We start from the raw sequence: 23433 nt of genomic DNA, 5'->3' as shown, positions 1-23433 counted from the left end.
ACAGCCCGCCGACCCGTCCCGCACGACCTCGAACGGCCGCCGTCTCGCGTGGCTCCGGGCCGCTGCCGTGGCGCGACCGCGGACCGTCGCCGTGCCGCGTGACTCCGGGCCGCCGTCGTGGCGCGACCGCGGACCGCCGTGCCGCGCGACCCGGTGGCGTTGCCGTGCCGCGCGGCTCCGGACTCTCGCCGGCCCCGCCGCTCGCCGCCGCTCAGCTCGCGCTGCTCCCCGGTGCGAAGCGCCCGATCAGCAGGGCGAGCCGCCGGTCGTGGGCCTCCTGCGGGAGCCGGCCGCTGCGCATCAGCGTCACCAGCCCGTGCAGCCCGGCCCAGAACGTCTCCGTGAGCAGCCCCGGGTCCTCCCCCTCGCCCGCGACGGCCTCCACGGCCCGCAGCATCTCGCCGAACGCCTCCTGGAGCGGAGCCGGAGCCTCGGGGGTGGCGAACGGCAGGTCCACCAGGTGCGTGCACATCGCGTCGTAGAGCGCGGGCCGCCGGCGTCCGAAGTCCGTGTACGCCCGGCCGATCGCCGCCAGCGTCGCCTGCGCCCCCTCGGCCGCCGCCGCCGACTCCCGCAGCTCGACCGTCAGCTCCTCGCAGCCCCGTACCGCGACCGCCGCCATGATCGCGCCCTTGCCCTTGAAGTGGCTGTACAGCACCGGCTGGCTGTACTCGATCTCGGCGGCCAGCCGACGCGTGGTGACCGCGTCCCAGCCCTCCGCCTCGGCCAGGTCCCGCGCGGCCGTCACGATGAGCCGCTCACGCTCCGCTCGTTCGCGCTCCCGGCGCGTCTGGATCGTCATGACCCCGATTCTAGCAGCGCTAGCCATATTGTCGACGCTCTGCTAGCGTCACTCTCATCACTAGCGCTGCTAGCAAGGAGTGGTCATGACCATCACCGCGTACACCCTGGCCGTCGTGCTCAACCTGTTCTGCCTGTTCCTCGGCTACCGCTTCCTGTTCCAGCCCGGCCCGGCCGCCGCCGGCTACGGCGTCCCGGCCGACCCCGGCGGCGACGCCGGCGCCTATCTGACGGTCAAGGGCGTCAGGGACGGCACGCTCGGCGTGGTGGGACTGGCGCTGCTGGCCTTCGCCGGCGCCCGCCCCGAGGCGTGGTTCATGCTCTGCGTCGCCCTGATCCCGCTGGCGGACACGCTCGTCGTGCTGCGCCACGGGGGTGAGAAGGCGGTGGCCTTCGGGATCCACCTCGCCACCGCGGTCGTTGTCCTGATCAGTGCCGGGCTGCTCTTCGCGGTCTGAGCCCGCCCCGCACGGCCGGCCGGCACCGAACGCCGCGAGTACGTCCGTCACCTGCGGCGCATCGCCCTCACTGAGGCCACCCGGGGGAGCCTGCCGGAGGTGCAGGAGCGGTACGGCAACCACTTCCCGAGCAGCACGGCCCGGGACGCGCGGCGCCGTGGAGCCGCTCCCGGGGAAACCGTTTAACGGCCACGGTGCCCGGCCCCATAGGATTGGGCCAAACCGATCGGGCCGACGCGACGGGGGCAAGCGACTTGCCCCGGCCGACGTGCCCCGACCACACACTCACCCAGAGGAACGCTGCATGCCTGGCATCACGCGCGAGGAGGTCGCCCACCTCGCCCGGCTGGCGCGTCTGGAGCTGAAGCCCGAAGAGCTCGAGCACTTCGCGGGACAGCTGGACGACATCATCGGCGCGGTCGCCCGCGTCAGCGAGGTCGCCGACCAAGACGTACCGCCGACCTCGCACCCGCTCCCGCTGACGAACGTCATGCGGCCGGACGAGGTCCGTCCGTCGCTCACGCCCGAGCAGGCGCTCTCCGGCGCCCCGGCCCAGGAGCAGCAGCGTTTCAAGGTGCCGCAGATCCTGGGGGAGGAGTAACCGCCATGAGCGACATCATCAAGCTCACCGCGGCCGAGATCGCCGCGAAGATCGCCTCCGGCGAGCTGACCGCGGTCGAGGTCACCGAGGCCCACCTGGCCCGCATCGAGGCCGTCGACGAGAAGGTGCACGCCTTCCTGCACGTCGACCGCGAGGGAGCCCTCGCCCAGGCCCGTGCGGTGGACGCCAAGCGCGAGCGCGGCGAGAAGCTCGGCCCGCTGGCCGGCGTCCCCCTCGCGCTCAAGGACATCTTCACCACCGAGGGCATCCCCACCACCGTCGGCTCGAAGATCCTCGAGGGCTGGATCCCGCCGTACGACGCGACCGTCACCCAGCGGCTCAAGGCCGCCGACGTCGTCATCCTCGGCAAGACCAACATGGACGAGTTCGCCATGGGGTCCTCCACCGAGAACAGCGCCTACGGCCCGACCGGCAACCCCTGGGACCTCACCAAGATCCCCGGCGGCTCCGGCGGCGGCTCCTCCGCGGCCCTCGCCGCCTTCCAGGCCCCGCTCGCCATCGGCACCGACACCGGCGGCTCCATCCGCCAGCCCGCGGCCGTCACCGGCACGGTCGGCGTCAAGCCGACGTACGGCGGCGTCTCCCGCTACGGCATGGTGGCCTTCTCGTCCTCCCTCGACCAGGGCGGCCCCTGCGCCCGCACGGTCCTGGACGCGGCCCTGCTGCACGAGGTGATCGCCGGGCACGACCCGATGGACTCCACCTCCATCGACGCCCCGGTCCCCGCCGTCGTCGAGGCCGCGCGCAACGGCAACGTCGAGGGCATGCGCGTCGGCGTCGTCAAGCAGTTCCGCGGCGAGGGCTACCAGGCCGGTGTCGTCCAGCGCTTCGACGAGTCCGTCGAACTGCTGAAGTCGCTGGGCGCCGAGATCGTCGAGCTGGACTGCCCGTCCTTCGACCTGGCGCTCTCCGCGTACTACCTGATCGCGCCCTCCGAGTGCTCCTCCAACCTCGCCCGGTTCGACGGCCTGCGCTACGGCGCGCGCGTCGGCGACGACGGCACGCACTCCGCGGAGGAGGTCACCTCCCTGACCCGCGAGGCCGGCTTCGGCCCGGAGGTCAAGCGCCGCATCATGCTCGGCACGTACGCCCTGTCGAGCGGGTACTACGACGCGTACTACGGCAGCGCCCAGAAGGTCCGCACCCTCATCAAGCAGGAGTTCGAGCGGGCCTTCGAGCAGGTCGACGTGATCGTCTCCCCGACGACCCCGACCACCGCCTTCGCGATCGGCGAGCGCGCCGACGACCCGATGGCGATGTACCTGGCCGACCTGTGCACCATCCCCACCAACCTGGCGGGCAACGCGGCCATGTCGCTGCCCTGCGGCCTCGCCCCCGAGGACAACCTGCCGGTGGGTCTGCAGATCATCGCCCCCGCCATGAAGGACGACCGGCTCTACAAGGTCGGCGCCGCCGTCGAGGCCGCCTTCGTGGAAAAGTGGGGCCACCCGCTGATCGAGGAGGCTCCGTCGCTGTGAGTGCACTGACCAAGGCCAAGGGCTTCAAGAAGTCCAAGTCCGGTCTGTACGTCTCGATGGCCACGTCGGCGTTCGGCGCCGTCGGGGTCTACAAGCAGATCAAGAAGGCCCGGAGCGAGAGCGACACGCTGCGGCTGCTCGACGCCGTCGTCACCGGCGCCGCCGTCGTCACCAACCTCGCCATCCTGTACCGCGAGCTGAAGCGTCTCGGCGACGACGACGTCCTGCTGGGCTGAGAGGGAAGTTTCACCGTGACCACCACGACCGACCTGGTGTCGTACGAGGACGCACTCGCGTCGTACGACCCCGTCATGGGCCTCGAGGTCCATGTCGAACTCGGCACCCACACCAAGATGTTCTGCGGCTGTTCGACCGCACTCGGTGCCGACCCCAACACCCAGACCTGCCCCGTCTGCCTCGGCATGCCCGGTGCGCTCCCGGTCGTCAACGCGACCGGCGTCGAGTCGGCGATCAAGATCGGTCTCGCGCTGAACTGCGAGATCGCCGAGTGGTGCCGCTTCGCCCGGAAGAACTACTTCTATCCGGACATGCCGAAGAACTTCCAGACCTCCCAGTACGACGAGCCGATCGCCTTCGACGGCTACCTCGACGTGCAGCTGGAGGACGGGGAGACCTTCCGCGTCCAGATCGAGCGAGCCCACATGGAGGAGGACACCGGCAAGTCGCTGCACGTCGGTGGCGCGACGGGCCGCATCCACGGCGCCTCGCACTCCCTGCTCGACTACAACCGCGCCGGCATCCCGCTCATCGAGATCGTCACCAAGCCGATCGAGGGAGCGGGCGAGCGCGCCCCCGAGGTCGCCCGCGCCTACGTCCGCGAGCTGCGCGAACTCATCCGGGCCCTCGGCGTGTCCGAGGCCCGCATGGAGATGGGCCAGATGCGCTGCGACGTGAACCTGTCGCTGCGCCCGCACGGCCGGGAGAAGTTCGGCACCCGCAGCGAGACCAAGAACGTCAACTCGCTGCGCTCCGTCGAGCGCGCCGCCCGCTTCGAGATCCAGCGGCACGCCGCGGTGCTGAACGACGGCGGCACGATCATCCAGGAGACCCGCCACTTCCACGAGGACACGGGGTCCACCACCTCGGGCCGCGTGAAGGAGGAGGCGGAGGACTACCGGTACTTCCCGGAGCCCGACCTGGTGCCCGTGGCCCCGTCCCGCGAGTGGGTCGAGGAGCTCCGGACGCGGCTGCCCGAGCTGCCGCTGGTGCGCCGCAACCGGCTCCGCGAGGAGTGGGGCATCTCCGGCAACGACATGCAGTCCATCCTCAACGCCGGAGCGCTCGACCCGATCGTCGCCACCATCGACGCCGGGGCCGACGCGGCCTCCGCCCGCAAGTGGTGGATGGGCGAGCTGGCCCGCAGCGCCAACGAGTCGGGCAAGTCGCTCGACGAGCTGGCCATCACGCCGGTCCAGGTCGCCCGTGTCGCCGAACTGGTGACGAAGGGCGAGCTGAACGACAAGCTGGCCCGCCAGGTCATCCTCGGCGTCCTCGCCGGGGAGGGCACCCCGGACGAGGTCGTCGACAAGCGCGGCCTGAAGGTGGTCTCCGACGAGGGCGCGCTCACCGCCGCCGTCGACGAGGCCATCGCCGGCAACCCGGGCGTCGCCGACAAGATCCGCGGCGGCAAGGTGGCCGCGGCCGGAGCCCTGGTCGGCGCCGTGATGAAGGCGACCCGGGGCCAGGCGGACGCGGCCCGCGTCAAGGAACTGATCCTGGAGAAGCTGGGCGTCACCGAAGGCTGATCCCCGGTACACCACGAGCCCTGGGGGGACGCGCCGAGCACGGCGCGTCCCCCCAGGGCCGTTGTTGTGAACAAGCCCACTAAGTCCGCAAAGGATCACTTCTGCCTGCAAGAGTGATTCCGCATAGCTCATGCGTTCTTTGCGGGTCGTTCACACCATGGACGCCCTTTTCCGGCGTACCCGGCCTTCCGTGTGTTCCCGGTCGAAGATCCACAATCAGACATCCCTGGGAGCACGTTCGTGGCAGCCCTCGCACGCTGGTGTGTTCAACGTCGCCTCGTAGCCGTCCTGCTCTGGCTGCTCGCCCTCGGCGGCGTGGGCACGGCCGCCGTCGTCGCCGGCTCCGCGTACTCCAACGACTACGGGATCCCCGGCACCGGCTCCGACCGCGCCTCCCGGCTGCTCGAATCCCGCTTTCCCGGCCTCGACGGCGACAGCGACACGATCGTCTGGCACACCACGACCGGCACCGTCCGCGCCGCCGACGTCGAACAGACCATGACCCGCACGCTGGACCGCATCGCGGAGCTGCCCTCGGTGGCCGCGGTGACCAACCCGTACGACGACCCCGACTCGCCTCTGATCAGCGAGAACGCCGACACCGCGTACGCCACGGTCACCTTCGAGGACGCCTCCCAGGACGTCGACGCGGGCGAGGCGCGGGCCGTGGTCGACGCCGCCGGGGCGGCCGAGACGGACGGGCTCCGCGTCGAACTGGGCGGCGGTGCCATAGCGCTCACCGAGTCCGGCGGCAGCCACCTCGCCGAGGCCGTCGGCGTGGCCGTGGCCGCCGTCGTCCTGTTCCTCGCCTTCGGCACCGTCGCCGCGGCCCTGCTGCCCATCGCCACCGCGCTGGTCTCCGTCGGCACCGCCTACGCCGGTATCACCCTCCTCGGTCACGCTATGACCGTCGCCGACTTCGCGCCCATGCTCGGCACCCTCATCGGGCTCGGCGTCGGCATCGACTACGCCCTGTTCATCGTCACCAGGCACCGGCGCGGGCTGAAGCGCGGCCTGTCCGTGGCCGACGCCGCCGCGGAGGCCGTCGCGACCACCGGACGGGCCGTCGTCTTCGCGGGCGCCACCGTGTGCATCGCCCTCCTCGGCATGCTGATCCTCCGGCTGAGCTTCCTCAACGGCGTCGCCGTCGCCGCCTCGCTGACCGTGCTGCTCACCGTCGCGGCCTCCGTGACGCTGCTGCCGGCCCTGCTGTCGTACATCGGCCCGCGCGCCCTCAGCCGGCGCGAGCGGCGCCGGCTCGCCGAGCACGGACCCGAGCCCGAGGTGGCGGCCGGGTTCGCCGCCCGCTGGTCGGCCTTCGTCGAGCGCCACCCCAAGCTGCTCGGCGTCCTCGCCCTCGTCGTCGTCACCGTCCTCGCCCTGCCCACCCTCGGCCTGCGCCTGGGCACCTCCGACCAGGGCAACGACCCCAAGGGCACCACCACCCGCCAGGCCTACGACCTGCTGGCCGACGGCTTCGGTCCGGGCGTCAACGGGCCGCTCACCCTGGTCACCGAGGTCCGCGGTGCCGAGGACCGCCTCGCCCTCGACAACCTCGACGCGACCCTGCGTACCACCGAGGGTGTCTCCTCGGTGACACCGGTGACGTACAGCTCCGGCGGCGACGCCGCGTACCTCACCGTCGTGCCCGAGTCGGCGCCGCAGTCGCGGCAGACCAGCGAGCTGGTGGAGCGGCTGCGCTCCGAGGTGCTGCCGCGCGCCGAGTCCGGCACCGCGCTCGACGTGCACGTGGGCGGCGTGACGGCCGGCTACGACGACTTCGCCGACGTCATCGTCGGCAAGCTGCCCCTCTTCGTCGGCGTCGTCGTCGGCCTGGGCTGCCTGCTGCTCCTGCTGGCCTTCCGCTCGGTCGGCATCCCCCTCAAGGCCGCCGCCATGAACGTCGCCGCGGTGGCCGCCGCCTTCGGCGTGGTCGTGGCGATCTTCCAGTGGGGCTGGGGGAGCGAACTGCTCGGCCTCGGCAGCGCCGGACCGATCGAACCCTTCCTGCCCGTGATCATGGTCTCGGTGCTCTTCGGGCTCTCCATGGACTACCAGGTCTTCCTCGTCAGCCGGATGTACGAGGAGTGGCTGGAGACCGGCGACAACCGCCGCGCCGTCCGGGTGGGACTCGCCGAGACCGGCCGCGTGATCAACTCCGCGGCGGTCATCATGATCTCGGTCTTCCTCGCCTTCGTCCTCAGCGGCGACCGGGTGATCGCCATGTTCGGCATCGCGCTCGCCGCCGCCGTCGCCCTGGACGCCTTCGTGCTGCGCACGCTCCTGGTGCCCGCCCTCATGCACCTGCTCGGCCGCGCCAACTGGTGGCTGCCGCGCCGCCTGGACGCCGTCCTGCCGCGCATCAGCATCGAGCCGCCCGAGTGCCGCTCCGCCCATGAGAGGCTGGCCGCCGTGACGGACGCCGAGGTGGCGGACGTCCTCGCGGAGGAGGAGCGACGCCGGGATGTACGCGATACCACTGGGTGACGACGGAGCCGAACTGCGCCCGCTGGAGACCTGGCACGCCGAGGAGTTCCTGGCCCATCTGGACCGCGGCAGGGACTTCATCACCGAGCACATCCCCTTCGGGGCGACGGCCACCGACGTCGGCTCCGCACGCGAGGTGCTCCAGTCCTACGCCGACCGGCGCGCCCGTGACGCCGGCTTCCTGCACGGGCTGTGGCTGGACGGCACGCTCGTGGGGGGCCTGCTCTACCGCGTCTTCGACGCCTCCTCCGGCGTCTGCGAGATCGGCTGCTGGCTGGAGCCCGCCGGGACGGGCCGCGGCCTGGTCACCCGCGGCGCCCGGGTGCTGATCGACTGGGCCTTCGACGAGCGCGGCATGCACCGCGTGGAGTGGCGCGCCTCCTCGGCGAACACCCCGAGTGTCAACGCCGCGCGGCGACTCGGCATGATGCGTGAGGGCGTGCTGCGCGAGAGCTTCCCCTACCGGGGCACGCGCCAGGACATGGAGGTGTGGGCGGTGCTCGCACCCGAGTGGCGTGCGGCACGCGAGGTACGCGCGCGTGCCGCACACAGGGATCATTAAGGGACCTCTCAGACAGCGTCCGTACGGTGCGAGGCATGGGAACGAAGACAGTGGACGAGACCGGCGTGAAGACCGACACGCACAAGACGGACGAGGCGACCGGGGCCACCGAGTCCACCGAGGCCGCCGAAGCCCCTGAGGCGGCCACCACCGCCGAGACGGACGAACAGGCCGGGACGGACGCCGACGGCACCGGCACGCCGGAGGACGCCGACGTCACGGACGAGAGCGACGGCACCGACGCGACCGAGGCCGGCCCCACCGGCGTCGGCCAGGGCGCGGGCGCCGTCGTCTCCGCCGCCCTGGGCATCGTCTCCCTGACCGGCAGCTGGGTCGGCACCGTCGCCTCCGCGCGCGAGTCGCTGATGGGCCAGCTGCAGACGTCCTCGTCGTCCGACGTCGGCACCCTGATCGAGAAGGGCTACGGAAACGCCTGGCAGGCCACCGCCATGTGGGGCGGCGTCTTCGCGCTGGTCGCGCTGGTCGTCGGCGTCGTCGTGCTGGCCCGCCCCGCGTTCGGCGCGCCCGGCCGCCCGCAGGCCCCGTGGATCAAGTCGGTCGCCTGGGCGGGCGTCGCCCTCGGCGTCATCGGCCTGCTGCTCGCCGTCCTGAAGTACACGGACGTCCTGCTGGGACTGCCCTCCACCGGCTGAAAACCGGGCATCTCTGAGGGGTCTTAGGGCCGGAGCACGCCTGTGGCGCGCGCCCTAAGACCCCTCACGCACGTCTAAGGCCCCGTGCGGCGCCGAAGATGCGGAACTTACCCGATGTGGTCCACCCCCCTGGGAGACGAAGGTTGAGGCATCGCGAACGAGCGAAGCCGAAACCGACGACAGACCGAGGGACACACCATGTACGAGTACGAGATCCAGCAGTTCCGCTCCGCCGAGCTGATCCGCCGCGCCGACGAGGCCCGGCTGGCCCGCGAGGTGGTCCGGGCCCGCCGCGCCGCCCGCCGAGAAGCCCGGCACGGCGGCGTCGAGGCGGAGAGCCATACGCCGCGACCGCGCCGGCCCCGGTTCGCCCGGGCCGCGTGAACGGGGGAGCCGGGGAGGGAGGCCGCACGGCCTCCCTCCCCGCCGTCGTTCCCGCCCCCCTGCACACCGCCCCCCTGCACACCGCTCCCCTCCTCCACCCCGTCCACCCGTCGAAAACCGGTGACCCCCTGTCGTACCCGCGTGCGATGCTCGGGTCCGTGGAGACCAGGTCCGTCAGTCCCGTGTTCGTCGGCCGCGTCGGCGAACTGGACACGTTGAACGACGCGCTCGCCCGCGCCGCCGGAGCGGACACCGCCCGCGCGTCCTCCCCCGGGGGAGAGCCGCAGGCCGTGCTGCTCGGCGGTGAGGCCGGCGTCGGCAAGACCCGCCTCGTCGAGGAGTTCGCCGACGCCGCGGGCCGGCGAGGCGCCGTCGTCGCCCTGGGCGGCTGCGTCGAGATCGGCGCCGACGGGCTGCCCTTCGCGCCCTTCTCCACCGCCCTGCGCGCCCTGCGCAGACAACTGCCCGAGGAACTGGCCGCCGCTGCCGCCGGGCAGGAGGAGGAGCTGGCCAGGCTGCTGCCCGAACTGGCCGAGGGCGCCCCGGTCACCGGCGGCGGCCGGCACGACGAGGAGAGCATGGCCCGCCTCTTCGAGCTCACCGCCCGCCTCCTGGAGCGCGTCGCCGCCCGGCACACCGTCGTCCTCGTCCTGGAGGACCTGCACTGGGCCGACGCCTCCACCCGCCACCTGATCGCCTACCTCTTCCGCACCCTGCGCACCGGCCGGCTCGTCGTCCTCGCCACCTACCGCTCCGACGACATCCACCGCCGCCACCCGCTGCGCCCCCTGCTCGCCGAACTCGACCGGCTGCGCACCGTCCGCCGTCTCGAACTCGGCCGCTTCACCCGCGACGAGGTGAGCCGCCAGATCGCCGGCATCCTCGCCCACGAACCCGACCCGCTCCAGGTCGACGAGATCTTCGAACGCTCCGACGGCAACGCCTTCTTCGTCGAGGAACTCGCCGTCGCCGCGCGCGTCGGCAGCTGCACCGGCCTCACCGACTCCCTGCGCGACCTGCTCCTGGTCCGCGTCGAAGCCCTGCCCGAGGGTGCCCAGCGGGTCGCCCGGATCGTCGCCGAGGGCGGCTCCACCGTCGAGTACCGGCTGCTCGCCGCCGTCGCCCGGCTCGCCGAGGACGACCTCATCGAGGCGCTGCGCTCCGCGGTGAACGCCAACATCCTGCTGCCCGCACCCGACGGGGACGGCTACCGCTTCCGCCACTCCCTGGTCCGCGAAGCCGTCGGCGACGACCTGCTCCCCGGCGAACGCTCCCGCCTCAACCGGCGCTACGCCGAAGCCCTCGACGCCGATCCCACGCTGGTGCCCGCCGCCGAGCGCGTGATGCGCCTGGCCAGCTACTGGTACCACGCCCACGTGCCCGCCAAGGCCCTGCCCGCCGTCCTGGACGCCTCCGTCGAGGCCCGCCGCCGGCACGCGTACTCCGAGCAGCTGCGGCTGCTGGAACGCGCGATGGAGCTGTGGGAAGCCGTGCCGGACGACGTCCGGGCCACCCTGCGCCCCGTGGACCACACCGAGGTCTACCCGCCCTGCGGCTGCGACCCCGCCACCAAACCCCTGCGCTACCTGGACCTGATGGCCGAGGCGGCCGTCGCCGGGCGGCTGTGCGGGGAGCGCGAGCGGGCCCTGAAGATCACCAAGCGGGCGCTGCGCCTGCTGGAGGACGAACAGGACTCGGTCGGCGGGACGGGTGCGGGCGGCCGGGACCCGCAGCGCGCGGCCTGGTTCTGGACCCAGCGTTCGCTGCTCGTCCAGGCGCAGGGCCGCGGCGACGGCTGGCGGGAACTGGGCATCGCCCAGGAGCTGGTCCGCGGCCTGCCGCCGTCCCAGGTGCACGCCGAGGTGCTGGCCATGTCCGCCAACTGGTCGATGCTGCACAGCCCGGGGCCCGACGCCATGATCGCGGCCGAACGGGCCGTCGAGTACGCGCGCATGGTGGGCGCCGAAGAGATCGAGCTGAACGCCCGGCTCACCCTCGGCGGCCTCATGGTGGACGCCGGGCAGATCGACGCGGGACTCGCCGAGATGTTCCAGGTCAGGGATCGGGTGGTGGCGCAGAACCGGTCCACGGTGATCGCGCGCACTCACGTCAACCTGCCCTCGTCCCTGGAGAGCGTCGGCCGCTCGCGGGACGCGCTCGTCATCCTGCGCGAGGGCATCGACCTCACCCGGCGGATGGGCCTGCTGGAGTCCGAGGCCTGGGTGTGGGGCAACCTGGCGGACTCCCTCATCTCCCTGGGCCGCTGGGAGGAGGCGCTCCAGGCCGCGGACGTCGCCGCGGCACCGGGCCGCAGCCCCGCACCACGCGGCGGCGCCGCGCTCAAACGCACCGCCGTCGCCCTCGCCCGCGGCGAGCGGGCCGAGGCCGAACGGCTGCTCGCCGAGGCGCGCGCGGCCTACGGCACCCAGGACCCCATGCCGCAGTACCAGCTGCCGCTGGCCGCCCTCACCATCGGCCTCGCCGCGGCCGACGGCCGCCTCCCGCAGGCCCGCGCCGAACTCGTCCGCGTCCTGGACGCGGGCTTCCCGCCCGGCACCCAGCGCTACGGCTGGCCGCTGCTGCTGGCCGCCGCCGAAGCCGAGGCCGACGCGAGCACCCTGCCCGCCGCCGAGGAGGGCCGGGCGGAGATCCTGGAGCGCCTCGCCGACGCCGCGAAGCACCTGACGACGGGCGTCCCCGTCTGGGCCGCCCACGAGCGGTGGGTCCGCGCCGAACTGCACCGGGCCCGGGGCGACGACACCCCGCAGCTGTGGTCGGAGACCGTCACCGCCTTCGAGTGCCTGGAGCGCCCCTACGAACTCGCCCGCGTCCGGCAGCGGCTGGCCGGCGCCCTCCTGGCGACCGGCGGCGAGGACGAGCGCGCCCGCGCCACGGAGCTGCTGCGCCTGGCCCGCACCGTCGCCGACCACCTCGGCGCGCGTCCGCTGTCCGACGCCGTCGCCCTGCTCGGCCGCCGCGCCCGCCTCACCCTGGGTCACCCCGGCGGACCGGCGCCCGCGTCCGAGCCGGCGGACCCGGCCGAGGCCCTGGGCCTCACCGGCCGGGAACGCGACGTCCTGCGGCTGGTCTCCAACGGCCGCACCAACCGCCAGATAGCCGAGGAGCTGTTCATCTCGCCCAAGACGGCCAGCGTCCACGTGTCCAACATCCTGGCCAAGCTGGGCGTCTCCGGCCGCGGCGAGGCGGCGGCCCTCGCCCACCGGCTGGCGCTGTTCCCCGCCGAACCGGTCACGTCCCGTCCGGCGGAGTGAGGCTTACGCTGTAAGGGACGCCGAGCGACGGAGGCACCGTGTTCAACCCGTTCGAGGAACTGTTCGCCCCCGGCCGCAAACACACCCGGGACGAGCAGAACCGCCTGGAGCTGACCCGTACGGACGTCGGCGACGGCGACCCGGGCCACGGCCCGATAGACCTCACCTCCGGCAAGGTGGTCGTCCAGCGGCCCCGCACCGACGCCGCCGACGCCCCCGAAGCCCGGGACGCCGACCCGGAGCCGGGGGACGCGTAGACCGCCGCCTACCTCACCTCCAGCTCCAGGACCCGGTCGTCGTCGCCCTTCGCGTCGCCGCGCCCGTCCGTGTTGCTGGTGACCAGCCACAGCTTGTCGCCGCCCGCCGGCGCCACCGACCGCAGCCGGCCGTACTCGCCCTCCAGGAAGGCCTGCGGGTCCGCGGACGCCTCCGTGCCCTTCAGCGGGATCCGCCACAGCCGCTCGCCGCGCAGCCCCGCCATCCACACGGAGCCCTCGGCCCAGGCGATGCCGCTGGGGGAGGCGTCGTCGGTCCTCCACTGCGCGACGGGGTCCTGGAACCCGGACCCGCCGCCCTTGCCCTCCGCCTCGGGCCAGCCGTAGTTGTCACCCGGCTTGATCGCGTTCAGCTCGTCCCAGGTGTCCTGGCCGAACTCCGACGCGAACAGCCGCTGTTTGTCGTCCCAGGCCAGCCCCTGCACGTTCCGGTGGCCGTAGGAGTACACGGGGGAGTCGGGGAAGGGATTGCCGGGCGCCGGTTCCCCGTCCGGGGTCAGGCGCAGGATCTTCCCGCCGAGGGACTTCTTGTCCTGCGACAGCCCCGTGTCACCGCTCTCGCCCGTGCCCGCGTAGAGCATCTTGTCGGGGCCGAACGCGATCCGCCCGCCGTTGTGGATCACGCCTTTGGGGATGCCCCGGAAGACCGTGTCCGGCGCGCCCAGTTGCTCGCCCGGCGGCTTCTTCTCGTCGTACAGCATGCGCACGACGCGGTTGTCCGAGGCCGAGGTGAAGTACGCGTAGACCATGTGGTCCGAGGCGTAGTCGGGGGAGAGCGCGATACCGAGCAGGCCGCCCTCGCCGGACGGCGACACCCCGGGCACCCCGCCCAGCTCCGTCTTCTCGCCCGTCTTCGCGTCGACGCGGGTGACCGTGGCCTCGTCGCGGGAGGAGATCAGCAGGTCACCGCCCGGCAGCGGGGCGATCCCCCAGGGGCTCTTCAGCCCCGTGGCGACCGTCCGGAGCACCTTCACCGACCCCTTGGCGGGCGGGGCCTGCTCGGTGGGCGATCCGGCGGCCGAGGACGGCGCCCCCGTACGGGCCGGGGCCGAGGCGCCGCCGTCCGCACCCGACGGATCCGCGCCGCCGGAGGAGTCGGAGGAGCAGCCGGCCGTCAGCAGGAGAGCGGCGGCCAGCACGGCCGGCACGGCTCGACGTTGCACGATCTTGGTCCCTTCGACGCGGCGGGTTCTCCCTGTCATACACCGCAAGGGCTCCCCGAGTTCCCGATCGCCGAATCCCGAACCCGGCGGCTCCCGGCCCGGGGCGCCGCACGCGTCACTCCCACGACCCCTGCGCCGGCGGCAGAGCCGCCAGCTCCGCCAGATCCCGCCCGGTCAGCCGCACCCGGACCGCGCCCGCGTTCTGCGTCACCCAGCGCTCCTGCTTGGTGCCCGGCACCGGCACCACGTGCCGCCCCTGCGCCAGCACCCAGGCCAGCGCCACCTGCGCCGCGGTGACCCCGTCGCCGTGCCGGGCCGCGACCCGGCGCAGCGTGGCCACGATCGGCTGGTTGGCGGCCATCATCTCGGCGGTGAAGCGGGGGTGGCGGGCCCGCAGATCCTCCGGCTCGAAGCCCTGGCCCGGCGTCAGGGTGCCGGTCAGGAAGCCGTTGCCCAGCGGCATCGCGGCCAGGAAGCCGACCCCGCGCGAGACGCACCACGGCAGCAGCGTGCGCAGTGCCTCCGGCGACCACACCGACAGCTCGGCCTCGACCGCGCTCACCGGGAAGACCTGCTGCACCCGCTCCAGTTGGCGGACCGTCCCGTCGTGCAGCCGTGCCCCCGGCCGCCGGGCGGACCGCGCCCCGACCGCGCAGAGCCCGAGCGCCCGCACCTTCCCGGCCCGGACCAGCTCGGCCATCGCCCCCCAGGTCTCCTCGACGGGTATCTCCGGGTCGGCGCGATGCAGTTGGTACAGGTCGATGACGTCCGTCTGGAGCCGGCGCAGGGACGCGTCGCAGGCGCGCCGCACATAGCCGGGGCGGCCGTTGGCCACGATGTGCTGCTCGCCCACCAGCAGACCGACCTTGGTCGACACGAAGGCGTCCGACCGCCGCTCCTTCAGCACCCGGCCCAGCAGCAGCTCGTTGGTGAACGGGCCGTACATGTCCGCCGTGTCCAGCAGGGAGACCCCGAGGTCGAGGGCCCGGTGCACCGCCCTGAGCGACTCGTCGCCCCGCTGCCGCGAGGCGCTGTACGCCCAGCTCATCGGCATGCACCCCAGTCCGACGGCCCCCACCGCGAGTGCCGTCGCGCCGATCGTCCTGCGCTCCACCGGTCGTGACCCTCCCTCGTCAGGCCACCCAACCTAACCTCTGGGGTTTCGCGCCCCTGACATAGCCTCCTGACCATGACATCTGACGTGTGGCTGCCCATCCCGCCGGAGGACATCGAGGGCCTCCCCGCAGGCCCCGCCTACCGCTTCTGGAACGGCGAGGAGACCTTCCCCGCCGACCCGGCCGACTGCGCGTACTACGTCGTCCCCTACATGAAGCCCAGCGGGGTCGGCGTACGTCCGCTGCCCGGGATGCGTTCCGTGCGGGTCGTCCAGACCCTCTCCGCGGGCATCGACCACGTCGAGCCCGGGCTGCGGCACCTGCCGGCGGGCGTACGGCTGTGCAACGCGCGCGGCGTGCACGAGGCCAGCACCGCGGAGCTGACACTGGCGCTCATCCTGGCGTCGCTGCGCGGCATCCCGGACTTCGTGCGGGCGCAGGACCGCGGCGAGTGGCTCGGCGGGTTCCGGCCCGCGCTCGCGGACCGCACGGTCCTCATCGTGGGGTACGGATCGATCGGCGCCGCGATCGAGGACCGGCTCGTGCCGTTCGAGGTCGCGCCGGTGGTGCGCGTCGCGCGCTCCGCCCGCACCACGGAGCGCGGTCCCGTGCATCCGCTCACCGAACTGCCCGCCCTGCTGCCGCGGGCCGACGTCGTCGTCCTGTCCACACCGCTCACCGAGGCCACCCGCGGCCTGGTCGACGCCGAGTTCCTGGCCCGGATGAAGGACGGCGCCCTGCTCGTCAACGTGGCCCGCGGACCGGTCGTGGACACGAAGGCGTTGCTCGCCGAACTGGAGAGCGGACGCCTCACCGCGGCCCTCGACGTGACCGACCCCGAACCGCTGCCGCCGGGCCATCCGTTGTGGCATGCTCCCGGCATAGTCGTCAGCCCGCACGCAGGGGGCCCGACCTCCGCCTTCCTGCCGCGCGCGAAGCGGCTGCTGGTGGACCAGTTGAACCGTTTCGTGAACCGGGAGCCGTTGCGCAACGTGATCCTGACGACGGGCGTGTAATCCGTTTCAGGCACCCTCCGCAACCCCTCGGACGCGGTGGGTGCGCGCATATCCGCTGGTCGTCACGGAGCGTAGAGAACCTATGTCCCTGAGTGACGATCCTGGTGTATCGTCCGACAGGGGATGCGCCGCGCACCGTCACGGCGCCGGGGATGGACATCTCAGACTGTGAGGGGGGCGACGGGCGATGCACGGCCTGTGGACCAACGATCCGACGCGGCGGAGCCGCCGCCGGCGACCCTGGCGCACGACCGCCTCGACCGCGCGGGAGCGGGGCCGGCCGAGCGGCCGCGACGACCGGCCCGTCCGGCGCTTCCCCCACCCGTCCCTGCCGGACGGCCGCAGGAGGCGGAACCGGCCGTCCCACCGGTCCCCGTGGGGCGCGGGAGCGGTGTGGACCGGGAGGCCCCGGTGAGCCCGCCCGCCGTGCCCACGCTGGACGGAGCCGTGCGCGGCCAGGCCTCGCCCGGGCCGCTGCTGCCCAGGCCCTCGGGCGCCGCCGGCGCGACCCCTCTCGTCCGCCAGCTCGTGCTGGCCCTGGTCTGCGCGGGCTACGCCGTCGGCGCCGCACTGGGCTGGGGATCGCCGTATGTCGCCAAGATCATGGGCGACTTCGGGCTGAGCGCCGCAGCGGGTGCCGCAGCCGTCTCCTGCTTCCTCTACGCCCGCGGGCGCCGCGTCCGCTTTCGACCGGCCTGGCTGCTCTTCGCGCTCTCCTCGGCGATGGCGTCCCTGGGGAACCTGGTCTGGGGATGGTACGAGGTCGTGCTCCGCGTGCCGGTGCCCACCCCCAGCTACGCGGACCTGTTCTTCCTCTGCTTCGCCCCGCCCGCCATCGTGGGGCTCCTCGTGCTGGCCAAGCGGCCGGTGACGAAGGCCGGCTGGATCTGCCTGGGTCTGGACGCCTGGCTGATCGGCGGCTCGCTGCTGACCCTGGCCTGGAGCCTCGCGCTCGCCCAGGCGGCGAAGGCCGAGGGCGGGTCGAGCGTCGCGCACGCCGCGCTCTCGGTGGCGTACCCGCTGCTCGACATCGCCCTGGTCAGCATGGTGCTCGCGCTGCACTTCCGGCGCTCGCCCGTCTGCAGGTCCGCGGTCAACACGGCCATCGGTGCCCTCGCCCTGACGGTGATGTGCGACGCCCTGTTCACCTCGCCGCTGCTGCACAACAGCTACCGCTCCGGTCAGTTGCTCGACGCGGGCTGGTTCGCCGGCTCCCTGCTGCTCGCGTACGCCCCCTGGGCCGCGTCCCGGCGCGGGCGGACGGCCCCGGACGAACAGGGCCCGGGCGGGCACAGCCGCGTGGTGCGCGAGCACCTGCCCGGACAGCGCGGCACCGGCCACCGGCCCACCCGCCCCGCCGCGCCGACCGCTCCGCCGGCCGCCGCGCCCACCGCCCCGCTCCCCGCCCTGCCCGGGGCCGGACAGGGCGGCGAGCGGGGCCGCTACCCGGCGGCCCGGCCCATCGCCGGGTCCCTGGCCGCGCTCACCCCGTACCTCGCGGCCGCCGTGTGCACCCTGGGCATCCTCTACAACGTGCTCAACGGCCGCAGCGTCGACCGCGTGGTGCTGCTGACCGGCGGCACCGTGGTCCTGGCGCTCGTCGTCCGGCAGGGCATCATGCTGCTCGACAACATCGTTCTCACCCAGGAGCTGGCGCAGAAGGAGAACCACTTCCGCTCCCTCGTCCAGGGCTCCAGCGACGTCATCATGATCGCCGCACCCAACGGCATCCTGCGCTACGTCTCCCCGGCCGCCGCCGGGGTCTACGGACGCCCCGCCGAAGAGCTGGTGGGCAGCGAACTGGCCGGGCTCATCCACCCCGAGGACCTGGGCTGCGTGGTGCACGAGGTGCGCCGGTTCCTGGCCGCCAGTCCGGCCGAGGAACCCACCACCCGCATCGAGTGCCGCTTCCGCTCCGGCGAGGGCGGCTGGCTCAACGTCGAGTCCACCGTCAACCGCCACCACGGCGGACTCATCTTCAACAGCCGGGACGTCACCGAGAGAGTGCGCCTGCAGGCCCAGCTCCAGCACAACGCCGAACACGACCCGCTCACCGACCTGCCCAACCGCGCCCTGTTCACCCGGCGTGTCCAACAGGCCCTCTCCGGCCGCCGCGCCTCCGACCGGGGCGCGGCCCTGCGCGGCACGGCGGTGCTCTTCATCGACCTCGACGGCTTCAAGGGAGTCAACGACACCATCGGGCACCAGGCCGGGGACGAGCTGCTCGTCCAGGCCGCCCGCAGACTCCACGAGGCCGTACGCAAGGGGGACACCGCCTCCCGGCTCGGCGGTGACGAGTTCGCGGCCCTGATCGTCGGGGACGGCGCCCGGGACCGGACCGCCCGCGAGGGCCACATCCTGGAGCTGGCCGACCGGCTCAGGCTGACCCTCTCCCAGCCCTACCTCATCGACGGCAACGAAGTCCGGGTCAACGCCTCCATCGGCGTCGCGTTCGCCGAACCGGGGCTCGGCGCGGGCGAGTTGCTGCGCAACGCCGACCTCGCCATGTACCGGGCCAAGGCGGGCGGCAAGGGACGCGTCGAGCTGTACCGGCCGCAGATGCAGCAGGACGTCGTCCGCAAGGCCGAGCTGGCCACCCGGCTGCGGGCCGCGCTGCACGACGGGGAGTTCGCCCTGCTGCACCAGCCGGTGGTCGCCCTGACGGACGGCCGGATCACGTCGGTCTGCGCCCAGCCGCGCTGGCGCTCCTCGCAGGGCGTGCTGTTCACCCCCGCGGAGTTCCTCCGGGTGTCCGAGGACGGCGACAGAACCGCCGAGCTGGACCGCTGGGTGCTCCGCGAGGCCGTCGAGCAGGCCGCCGAGCGTGCCGCGGCCGGACTGTCCGTGTCCGTGGCCGTACGGATCGGCGCGCGCCGCCTGCTGGACCGCTCCATGCCGCTGGGCTCCGTGGAGGCCCTGCTGACCCGGCACGGACTGCCTCCCGGCTCCCTGGTGATCGAGCTGTCGGACATCGACCCACGGGTCGGCCTGGACGAGCTGGACCGCCGGCTCAACGCCCTGCGCAGAGTCGGTGTCCGGATCGCCCTGGACGGCTTCGGCAGCGGGTACGCGGCGATCACCGCGCTGCGGCGCCTGCCCGTGGACGTCCTCAAGCTGGACCGCGGCCTGATCGAGGGCGTGGTGGAGTCCGCGCGGCTGCACAAGATCACCAGCGGTCTGCTGCGCATCGCCACCGACCTCGGACTGAAGTCCGTGGCCGACGGCGTCGACCTGCCCGAGCAGATCGTCGCGCTGCGCGCGATGGGCTGCACGCACGGCCAGGGCATGGCGTTCTCCGGGGCGCTGGACGAGTACCGGCTGCGCAGAGCGCTCGGCACCGGCCACTACCCGGTGCCGCACGGACCGGCCGAACCGGCCTTCGCGGGCGGGGGCGGCACCGGGGTGTACACCGCGGGTGTCGGCAGCACCGCTCCCGGGCAGCTCACCAGCGGTGTGGCCGCCGGGCTGCCGGCCGTCCTGGGTGGTGGCACGGCCCTGCGCTCACATAATGAGACTCCCGTCCCACCCACTTGACAGTGAGTGGGCGCCGGAGGGAGGGTCAGTGCCATGCGCACCCGAATTCTCGTACTTGGAAAGCGCGTCGGCTGAAGCTGGTGACGTCCGGACCGACCCGGACTCCCCGCGACCCACACCGACGCGCTCCCCTCGCTTGCCTTACGGCACGAGGGGTTTTTTGTTGCACAGGCACCTGCCGAGCAGCAGCACAGACCGCACAACCTTCGCAAAAACCCTCAGCATCGAGAAGAGAATGCCGATGACCGAGCAGGCCACCGGGGCTCACCCGCAGCCCCGGCCCCGATCCGGAGGACAGTCCGCCCCCGAGCACGTCACGGGTGCGCAGTCCCTCATTCGCTCTCTCGAGGAGGTCGGCGCCGACACCGTATTCGGCATCCCCGGTGGCACGATCCTGCCGGCCTACGACCCGCTGATGGACTCCACCCGGGTGCGCCACGTCCTGGTCCGCCACGAGCAGGGCGCCGGCCACGCGGCCACCGGTTACGCGCAGGCCACCGGCAAGGTCGGCGTCTGCATGGCGACCTCGGGTCCCGGTGCCACCAACCTGGTCACCCCGATCGCCGACGCCAACCTGGACTCCGTGCCGCTGGTCGCGATCACCGGGCAGGTGGTCTCCTCCGCGATCGGCACGGACGCCTTCCAGGAGGCGGACATCGTCGGCATCACCATGCCCATCACCAAGCACAGCTTCCTGGTCACGAAGGCCGAGGACATCCCCCGGGTGATCGCGGAGGCCTTCCACATCGCCTCCACCGGCCGCCCCGGCCCCGTCCTGGTCGATATCCCCAAGGACATCCTCCAGAAGAAGACCACCTTCTCCTGGCCGCCGGTGATGGACCTGCCCGGCTACCGCCCGGTCACCAAGCCGCACGCCAAGCAGATCCGCGAGGCGGCCAAGCTCATCACCGCCGCCAAGCGCCCCGTGCTCTACGTCGGCGGCGGCGTCCTCAAGGCGCGGGCCACCGCCGAGCTGAAGGTCCTCGCCGAGCTCACCGGAGCGCCCGTCACCACCACCCTGATGGCGCTCGGCGCGTTCCCCGACAGCCACCCGCTGCACGTGGGAATGCCGGGCATGCACGGTGCGGTCACCGCCGTCACCGCGCTGCAGAAGGCCGACCTGATCGTCGCCCTCGGAGCCCGCTTCGACGACCGCGTCACCGGCAAGCTGGACAGCTTCGCCCCGTTCGCCAAGATCGTGCACGCCGACATCGACCCGGCCGAGATCGGCAAGAACCGTGCCGCGGACGTCCCGATCGTCGGCGACGCCCGCGAGGTCATCGCCGACCTCGTGCAGGCCGTCCAGAAGGAGCACGACGACGGCAACAGGGGCGAGGCCGCCGCGTCGAAGTACGCGGCCTGGTGGAAGGACCTGAGCCGCTGGCGCGACACCTACCCGCTCGGCTACGACCAGCCGCAGGACGGTTCGCTCTCCCCGCAGCAGGTCATCGAGCGCATCGGGCAGCTGGCGCCCGAGGGCACGGTCTTCGCGGCCGGTGTCGGCCAGCACCAGATGTGGGCCGCCCACTTCGTCCAGTACGACAAGCCCGCCACCTGGCTGAACTCGGGCGGCGCCGGAACCATGGGGTACGCGGTCCCGGCCGCCATGGGTGCCAAGGCCGGGGTGCCCGACCGGGCCGTCTGGGCGATCGACGGCGACGGCTGCTTCCAGATGACCAATCAGGAACTGACCACCTGCGCCCTGAACAACATCCCGATCAAGGTCGCCATCATCAACAACGGCGCCCTCGGCATGGTCCGCCAGTGGCAGACCCTGTTCTACAACCAGCGCTACTCCAACACGGTGCTGCACTCCGGTCCCGAGGACGTCAACCCGGACGCCCGCGGCACCCGGGTCCCCGACTTCGTGAAGCTGTCGGAGGCCATGGGCTGCTACGCCATCCGCTGCGAGGACCCCGCCGACCTCGACAAGGTGATCGAGGAGGCCAACTCCATCAACGACCGCCCCGTCGTCGTCGACTTCATCGTCCACGAGGACGCGATGGTCTGGCCGATGGTGGCCGCCGGCACCTCCAACGACGAGATCATGGCCGCCCGGGACGTCCGCCCCGACTTCGGCGACAACGAAGACGACTGAGCGAGAGAGACCGAAGAGACCATGTCCAAGCACACGCTCTCCGTCCTGGTGGAGAACACCCCCGGCGTCCTGGCGCGGATCACCGCCCTCTTCTCCCGCCGCGGCTTCAACATCGACTCGCTCGCCGTCGGCGTCACCGAGCACCCCGACATCTCCCGCATCACCATCGTCGTGAGCGTCGAGGACTTCCCGCTGGAGCAGGTGACCAAGCAGCTCAACAAGCTGGTCAACGTGCTCAAGATCGTCGAGTTGGAGCCCGCCCAGGCCGTCCAGCGCGAACTCGTTCTGGTGAAGGTGCGCTCCGACAACGAGACGCGCTCCCAGATCGTCGAGATCGTCCAGCTGTTCCGCGCCAAGACCGTCGACGTCTCCCCGGAGGCCGTCACCATCGAGGCCACCGGCAGCAGCGACAAGCTGACCGCCATGCTCAGGATGCTGGAACCGTACGGCATCAAGGAACTCGTGCAGTCCGGCACGATCGCCATCGGTCGTGGCGCACGTTCGATCACGGACCGCTCGCTGCGCGCACTCGACCGGTCCGCATAACGACGGAAACGGGCGGCCGCGGACACCGACGGCCGCCCGTATGCCGAGACCCCGAAACTTCCCTTCCGCCCACCGGCATACGGTGGGACGCAACACCTGCACACAAGGAGAGAACCCAGTGGCCGAGCTGTTCTACGACGCCGACGCCGACCTGTCCATCATCCAGGGCCGCAAGGTCGCGGTCATCGGGTACGGCAGCCAGGGTCACGCCCACGCCCTGTCGCTGCGCGACTCCGGTGTCGACGTGCGCGTCGGTCTGCACGAGGGATCCAAGTCCAAGGCCAAGGCCGAGGAGCAGGGCCTGCGCGTGGTGAGCCCGTCCGAGGCCGCCGCCGAGGCCGACGTCATCATGATCCTGGTCCCGGACCCCATCCAGGCCGAGGTCTACGAGAAGGACATCAAGGACAACCTGAAGGACGGCGACGCGCTGTTCTTCGGCCACGGCCTGAACATCCGCTACGGCTTCATCAAGCCGCCGGCCGGCGTGGACGTCTGCATGGTCGCCCCCAAGGGCCCGGGCCACCTGGTGCGCCGTCAGTACGAGGAGGGCCGCGGCGTTCCCTGCATCGCCGCCGTCGAGCAGGACGCCACGGGCAACGCCTTCGCGCTGGCCCTGTCCTACGCCAAGGGCATCGGCGGCACCCGCGCCGGCGTCATCAAGACCACCTTCACCGAGGAGACCGAGACCGACCTCTTCGGTGAGCAGGCCGTGCTGTGCGGTGGCACCGCGGCACTGGTCAAGGCGGGCTTCGAGACGCTGACCGAGGCCGGTTACCAGCCGGAGATCGCCTACTTCGAGTGCCTGCACGAGCTGAAGCTGATCGTGGACCTCATGTACGAGGGCGGCCTGGAGAAGATGCGCTGGTCGATCTCCGAGACCGCCGAGTGGGGCGACTACGTCACCGGCCCGCGGATCATCACCGACGCCACCAAGGCCGAGATGAAGAAGGTCCTCGCCGAGATCCAGGACGGCACCTTCGCCAAGAACTGGATGGACGAGTACCACGGCGGTCTGAAGAAGTACAACGAGTACAAGAAGCAGGACTCCGAGCACCTGCTCGAGACCACCGGCAAGGAGCTGCGCAAGCTCATGAGCTGGGTCGACGAGGAGGCGTAAGCCTCACCGCCGGGGGCCGGGGCGATGCCGCTCCGGCCCCTTCGGCGAACCCGGGGTAACGTCGGACCCGCGGCGTTGTCCATTCC

The 23433-nt window shown here is 72.4% G+C and carries 19 protein-coding genes; 16 read left to right on the top strand and 3 right to left on the bottom strand.

The window, feature by feature from the left end; genetic code table 11:
- Positions 1-211: 211 nt before the first annotated feature.
- Positions 212-802: a TetR/AcrR family transcriptional regulator gene (locus tag EV562_RS27520; protein WP_133889548.1), complete on the bottom strand. Its 591-nt coding sequence runs from the start codon at positions 800-802 to the stop codon at positions 212-214.
- 85 nt (positions 803-887) lie between these two features.
- Here EV562_RS27520 and EV562_RS27515 point away from each other — a divergent pair, with 85 nt between their 5' ends.
- The 11 genes from EV562_RS27515 to EV562_RS27460 all read left to right on the top strand — a co-directional run bounded on the left by EV562_RS27515 (position 888) and on the right by EV562_RS27460 (position 12740).
- Positions 888-1259 carry a DUF4267 domain-containing protein gene (locus tag EV562_RS27515; protein ID WP_133889547.1) on the top strand — a complete coding sequence of 124 codons (372 nt, stop codon included), beginning with the start codon at positions 888-890 and terminating at the stop codon, positions 1257-1259.
- Positions 1260-1563: 304 nt separating this feature from the next.
- Positions 1564-1860: an Asp-tRNA(Asn)/Glu-tRNA(Gln) amidotransferase subunit GatC gene (gene gatC, locus EV562_RS27505; protein ID WP_003973500.1), complete on the top strand. Its 297-nt coding sequence runs from the start codon at positions 1564-1566 to the stop codon at positions 1858-1860.
- A 5-nt stretch (positions 1861-1865) separates the two neighbouring features.
- Positions 1866-3359 carry an Asp-tRNA(Asn)/Glu-tRNA(Gln) amidotransferase subunit GatA gene (gene gatA / locus EV562_RS27500; protein WP_133889546.1) on the top strand — a complete coding sequence of 498 codons (1494 nt, stop codon included), beginning with the start codon at positions 1866-1868 and terminating at the stop codon, positions 3357-3359.
- Positions 3356-3595 carry a hypothetical protein gene (locus EV562_RS27495; protein ID WP_133889545.1) on the top strand — a complete coding sequence of 80 codons (240 nt, stop codon included), beginning with the start codon at positions 3356-3358 and terminating at the stop codon, positions 3593-3595. The genes gatA and EV562_RS27495 overlap by 4 nt, the downstream gene beginning before the upstream one ends.
- Positions 3596-3610: 15 nt before the next feature.
- Positions 3611-5125, top strand: a complete 1515-nt coding sequence (gene gatB, locus EV562_RS27490) for an Asp-tRNA(Asn)/Glu-tRNA(Gln) amidotransferase subunit GatB (RefSeq protein ID WP_133889544.1) — start codon at positions 3611-3613, stop codon at positions 5123-5125.
- A 240-nt stretch (positions 5126-5365) separates the two neighbouring features.
- Complete coding sequence (locus tag EV562_RS27485; RefSeq protein WP_133889543.1) at positions 5366-7612, top strand: MMPL family transporter; 2247 nt, start codon at positions 5366-5368, stop codon at positions 7610-7612.
- Positions 7590-8174, top strand: coding sequence for a GNAT family protein (locus EV562_RS27480; protein WP_133889542.1), 585 nt, complete (start codon positions 7590-7592; stop codon positions 8172-8174). Before EV562_RS27485 ends, EV562_RS27480 begins: the two co-directional genes overlap by 23 nt.
- A gap of 35 nt (positions 8175-8209) precedes the next feature.
- Positions 8210-8827 carry a hypothetical protein gene (locus tag EV562_RS27475; protein ID WP_133889541.1) on the top strand — a complete coding sequence of 206 codons (618 nt, stop codon included), beginning with the start codon at positions 8210-8212 and terminating at the stop codon, positions 8825-8827.
- Positions 8828-9025: 198 nt separating this feature from the next.
- Entirely contained in the window at positions 9026-9211 is a 186-nt protein-coding gene (locus EV562_RS27470) for a hypothetical protein (RefSeq protein WP_133889540.1), read from the top strand.
- Positions 9212-9357: 146 nt separating this feature from the next.
- The gene (locus tag EV562_RS27465; RefSeq protein WP_166662017.1) at positions 9358-12483 is read left to right on the top strand and encodes a LuxR family transcriptional regulator; all 3126 of its coding nucleotides are present in this window, start codon (positions 9358-9360) and stop codon (positions 12481-12483) included.
- Between the two features lie 38 nt (positions 12484-12521).
- The gene (locus EV562_RS27460) at positions 12522-12740 is read left to right on the top strand and encodes a DUF6191 domain-containing protein (RefSeq protein ID WP_133889538.1); all 219 of its coding nucleotides are present in this window, start codon (positions 12522-12524) and stop codon (positions 12738-12740) included.
- An 8-nt stretch (positions 12741-12748) separates the two neighbouring features.
- Here the strand turns inward: EV562_RS27460 and EV562_RS27455 are convergent, their stop codons facing one another.
- Both EV562_RS27455 and EV562_RS27450 read right to left on the bottom strand, forming a co-directional pair.
- Complete coding sequence (locus tag EV562_RS27455; RefSeq protein WP_133889537.1) at positions 12749-13960, bottom strand: PQQ-dependent sugar dehydrogenase; 1212 nt, start codon at positions 13958-13960, stop codon at positions 12749-12751.
- Between the two features lie 76 nt (positions 13961-14036).
- A complete protein-coding gene (locus EV562_RS27450; protein WP_133889536.1) occupies positions 14037-15035 on the bottom strand; it encodes an aldo/keto reductase in 999 nt (332 codons plus the stop codon).
- A 75-nt stretch (positions 15036-15110) separates the two neighbouring features.
- Between EV562_RS27450 and EV562_RS27445 the strand changes: the two genes are divergently transcribed.
- From EV562_RS27445 to ilvC, 5 genes are all read left to right on the top strand, one after another.
- The gene (locus tag EV562_RS27445; protein ID WP_133889535.1) at positions 15111-16052 is read left to right on the top strand and encodes a 2-hydroxyacid dehydrogenase; all 942 of its coding nucleotides are present in this window, start codon (positions 15111-15113) and stop codon (positions 16050-16052) included.
- Between the two features lie 411 nt (positions 16053-16463).
- Positions 16464-19586: an EAL domain-containing protein gene (locus EV562_RS27435; protein ID WP_166662016.1), complete on the top strand. Its 3123-nt coding sequence runs from the start codon at positions 16464-16466 to the stop codon at positions 19584-19586.
- 241 nt (positions 19587-19827) lie between these two features.
- Entirely contained in the window at positions 19828-21684 is a 1857-nt protein-coding gene (locus EV562_RS27430) for an acetolactate synthase large subunit (protein WP_208298434.1), read from the top strand.
- 21 nt (positions 21685-21705) lie between these two features.
- Complete coding sequence (gene ilvN, locus EV562_RS27425) at positions 21706-22230, top strand: acetolactate synthase small subunit (RefSeq protein WP_133889532.1); 525 nt, start codon at positions 21706-21708, stop codon at positions 22228-22230.
- Between the two features lie 118 nt (positions 22231-22348).
- Positions 22349-23347: a ketol-acid reductoisomerase gene (ilvC, locus tag EV562_RS27420; protein WP_133889531.1), complete on the top strand. Its 999-nt coding sequence runs from the start codon at positions 22349-22351 to the stop codon at positions 23345-23347.
- Positions 23348-23433: the final 86 nt, after the last annotated feature.

Origin of the sequence: Streptomyces sp. BK208 (assembly GCF_004364245.1) — a bacterium.
Taxonomy (GTDB): Bacteria; Actinomycetota; Actinomycetes; order Streptomycetales; family Streptomycetaceae; genus Streptomyces.
Note: the sequence above shows the minus strand (reverse complement) of the source record. Positions and strands in the feature narration are given on the sequence as shown.

Bases quoted from the DNA above. Each gene is read 5' to 3' on its own strand.
- EV562_RS27515 (WP_133889547.1), top strand. From the start codon at position 888: ATGACCATCACCGCGTACACCCTGGCCGTCGTGCTCAACCTGTTCTGC.
- gatC (WP_003973500.1), top strand. From the start codon at position 1,564: ATGCCTGGCATCACGCGCGAGGAGGTCGCCCACCTCGCCCGGCTGGCG.
- EV562_RS27470 (WP_133889540.1), top strand. From the start codon at position 9,026: ATGTACGAGTACGAGATCCAGCAGTTCCGCTCCGCCGAGCTGATCCGC.
- EV562_RS27475 (WP_133889541.1), top strand. From the start codon at position 8,210: ATGGGAACGAAGACAGTGGACGAGACCGGCGTGAAGACCGACACGCAC.
- gatA (WP_133889546.1), top strand. From the start codon at position 1,866: ATGAGCGACATCATCAAGCTCACCGCGGCCGAGATCGCCGCGAAGATC.
- EV562_RS27455 (WP_133889537.1), bottom strand. From the start codon at position 13,960: ATGACAGGGAGAACCCGCCGCGTCGAAGGGACCAAGATCGTGCAACGT.
- EV562_RS27430 (WP_208298434.1), top strand. From the start codon at position 19,828: ATGACCGAGCAGGCCACCGGGGCTCACCCGCAGCCCCGGCCCCGATCC.
- EV562_RS27465 (WP_166662017.1), top strand. From the start codon at position 9,358: ATGCTCGGGTCCGTGGAGACCAGGTCCGTCAGTCCCGTGTTCGTCGGC.
- EV562_RS27520 (WP_133889548.1), bottom strand. From the start codon at position 802: ATGACGATCCAGACGCGCCGGGAGCGCGAACGAGCGGAGCGTGAGCGG.
- EV562_RS27445 (WP_133889535.1), top strand. From the start codon at position 15,111: ATGACATCTGACGTGTGGCTGCCCATCCCGCCGGAGGACATCGAGGGC.
- EV562_RS27480 (WP_133889542.1), top strand. From the start codon at position 7,590: ATGTACGCGATACCACTGGGTGACGACGGAGCCGAACTGCGCCCGCTG.
- ilvN (WP_133889532.1), top strand. From the start codon at position 21,706: ATGTCCAAGCACACGCTCTCCGTCCTGGTGGAGAACACCCCCGGCGTC.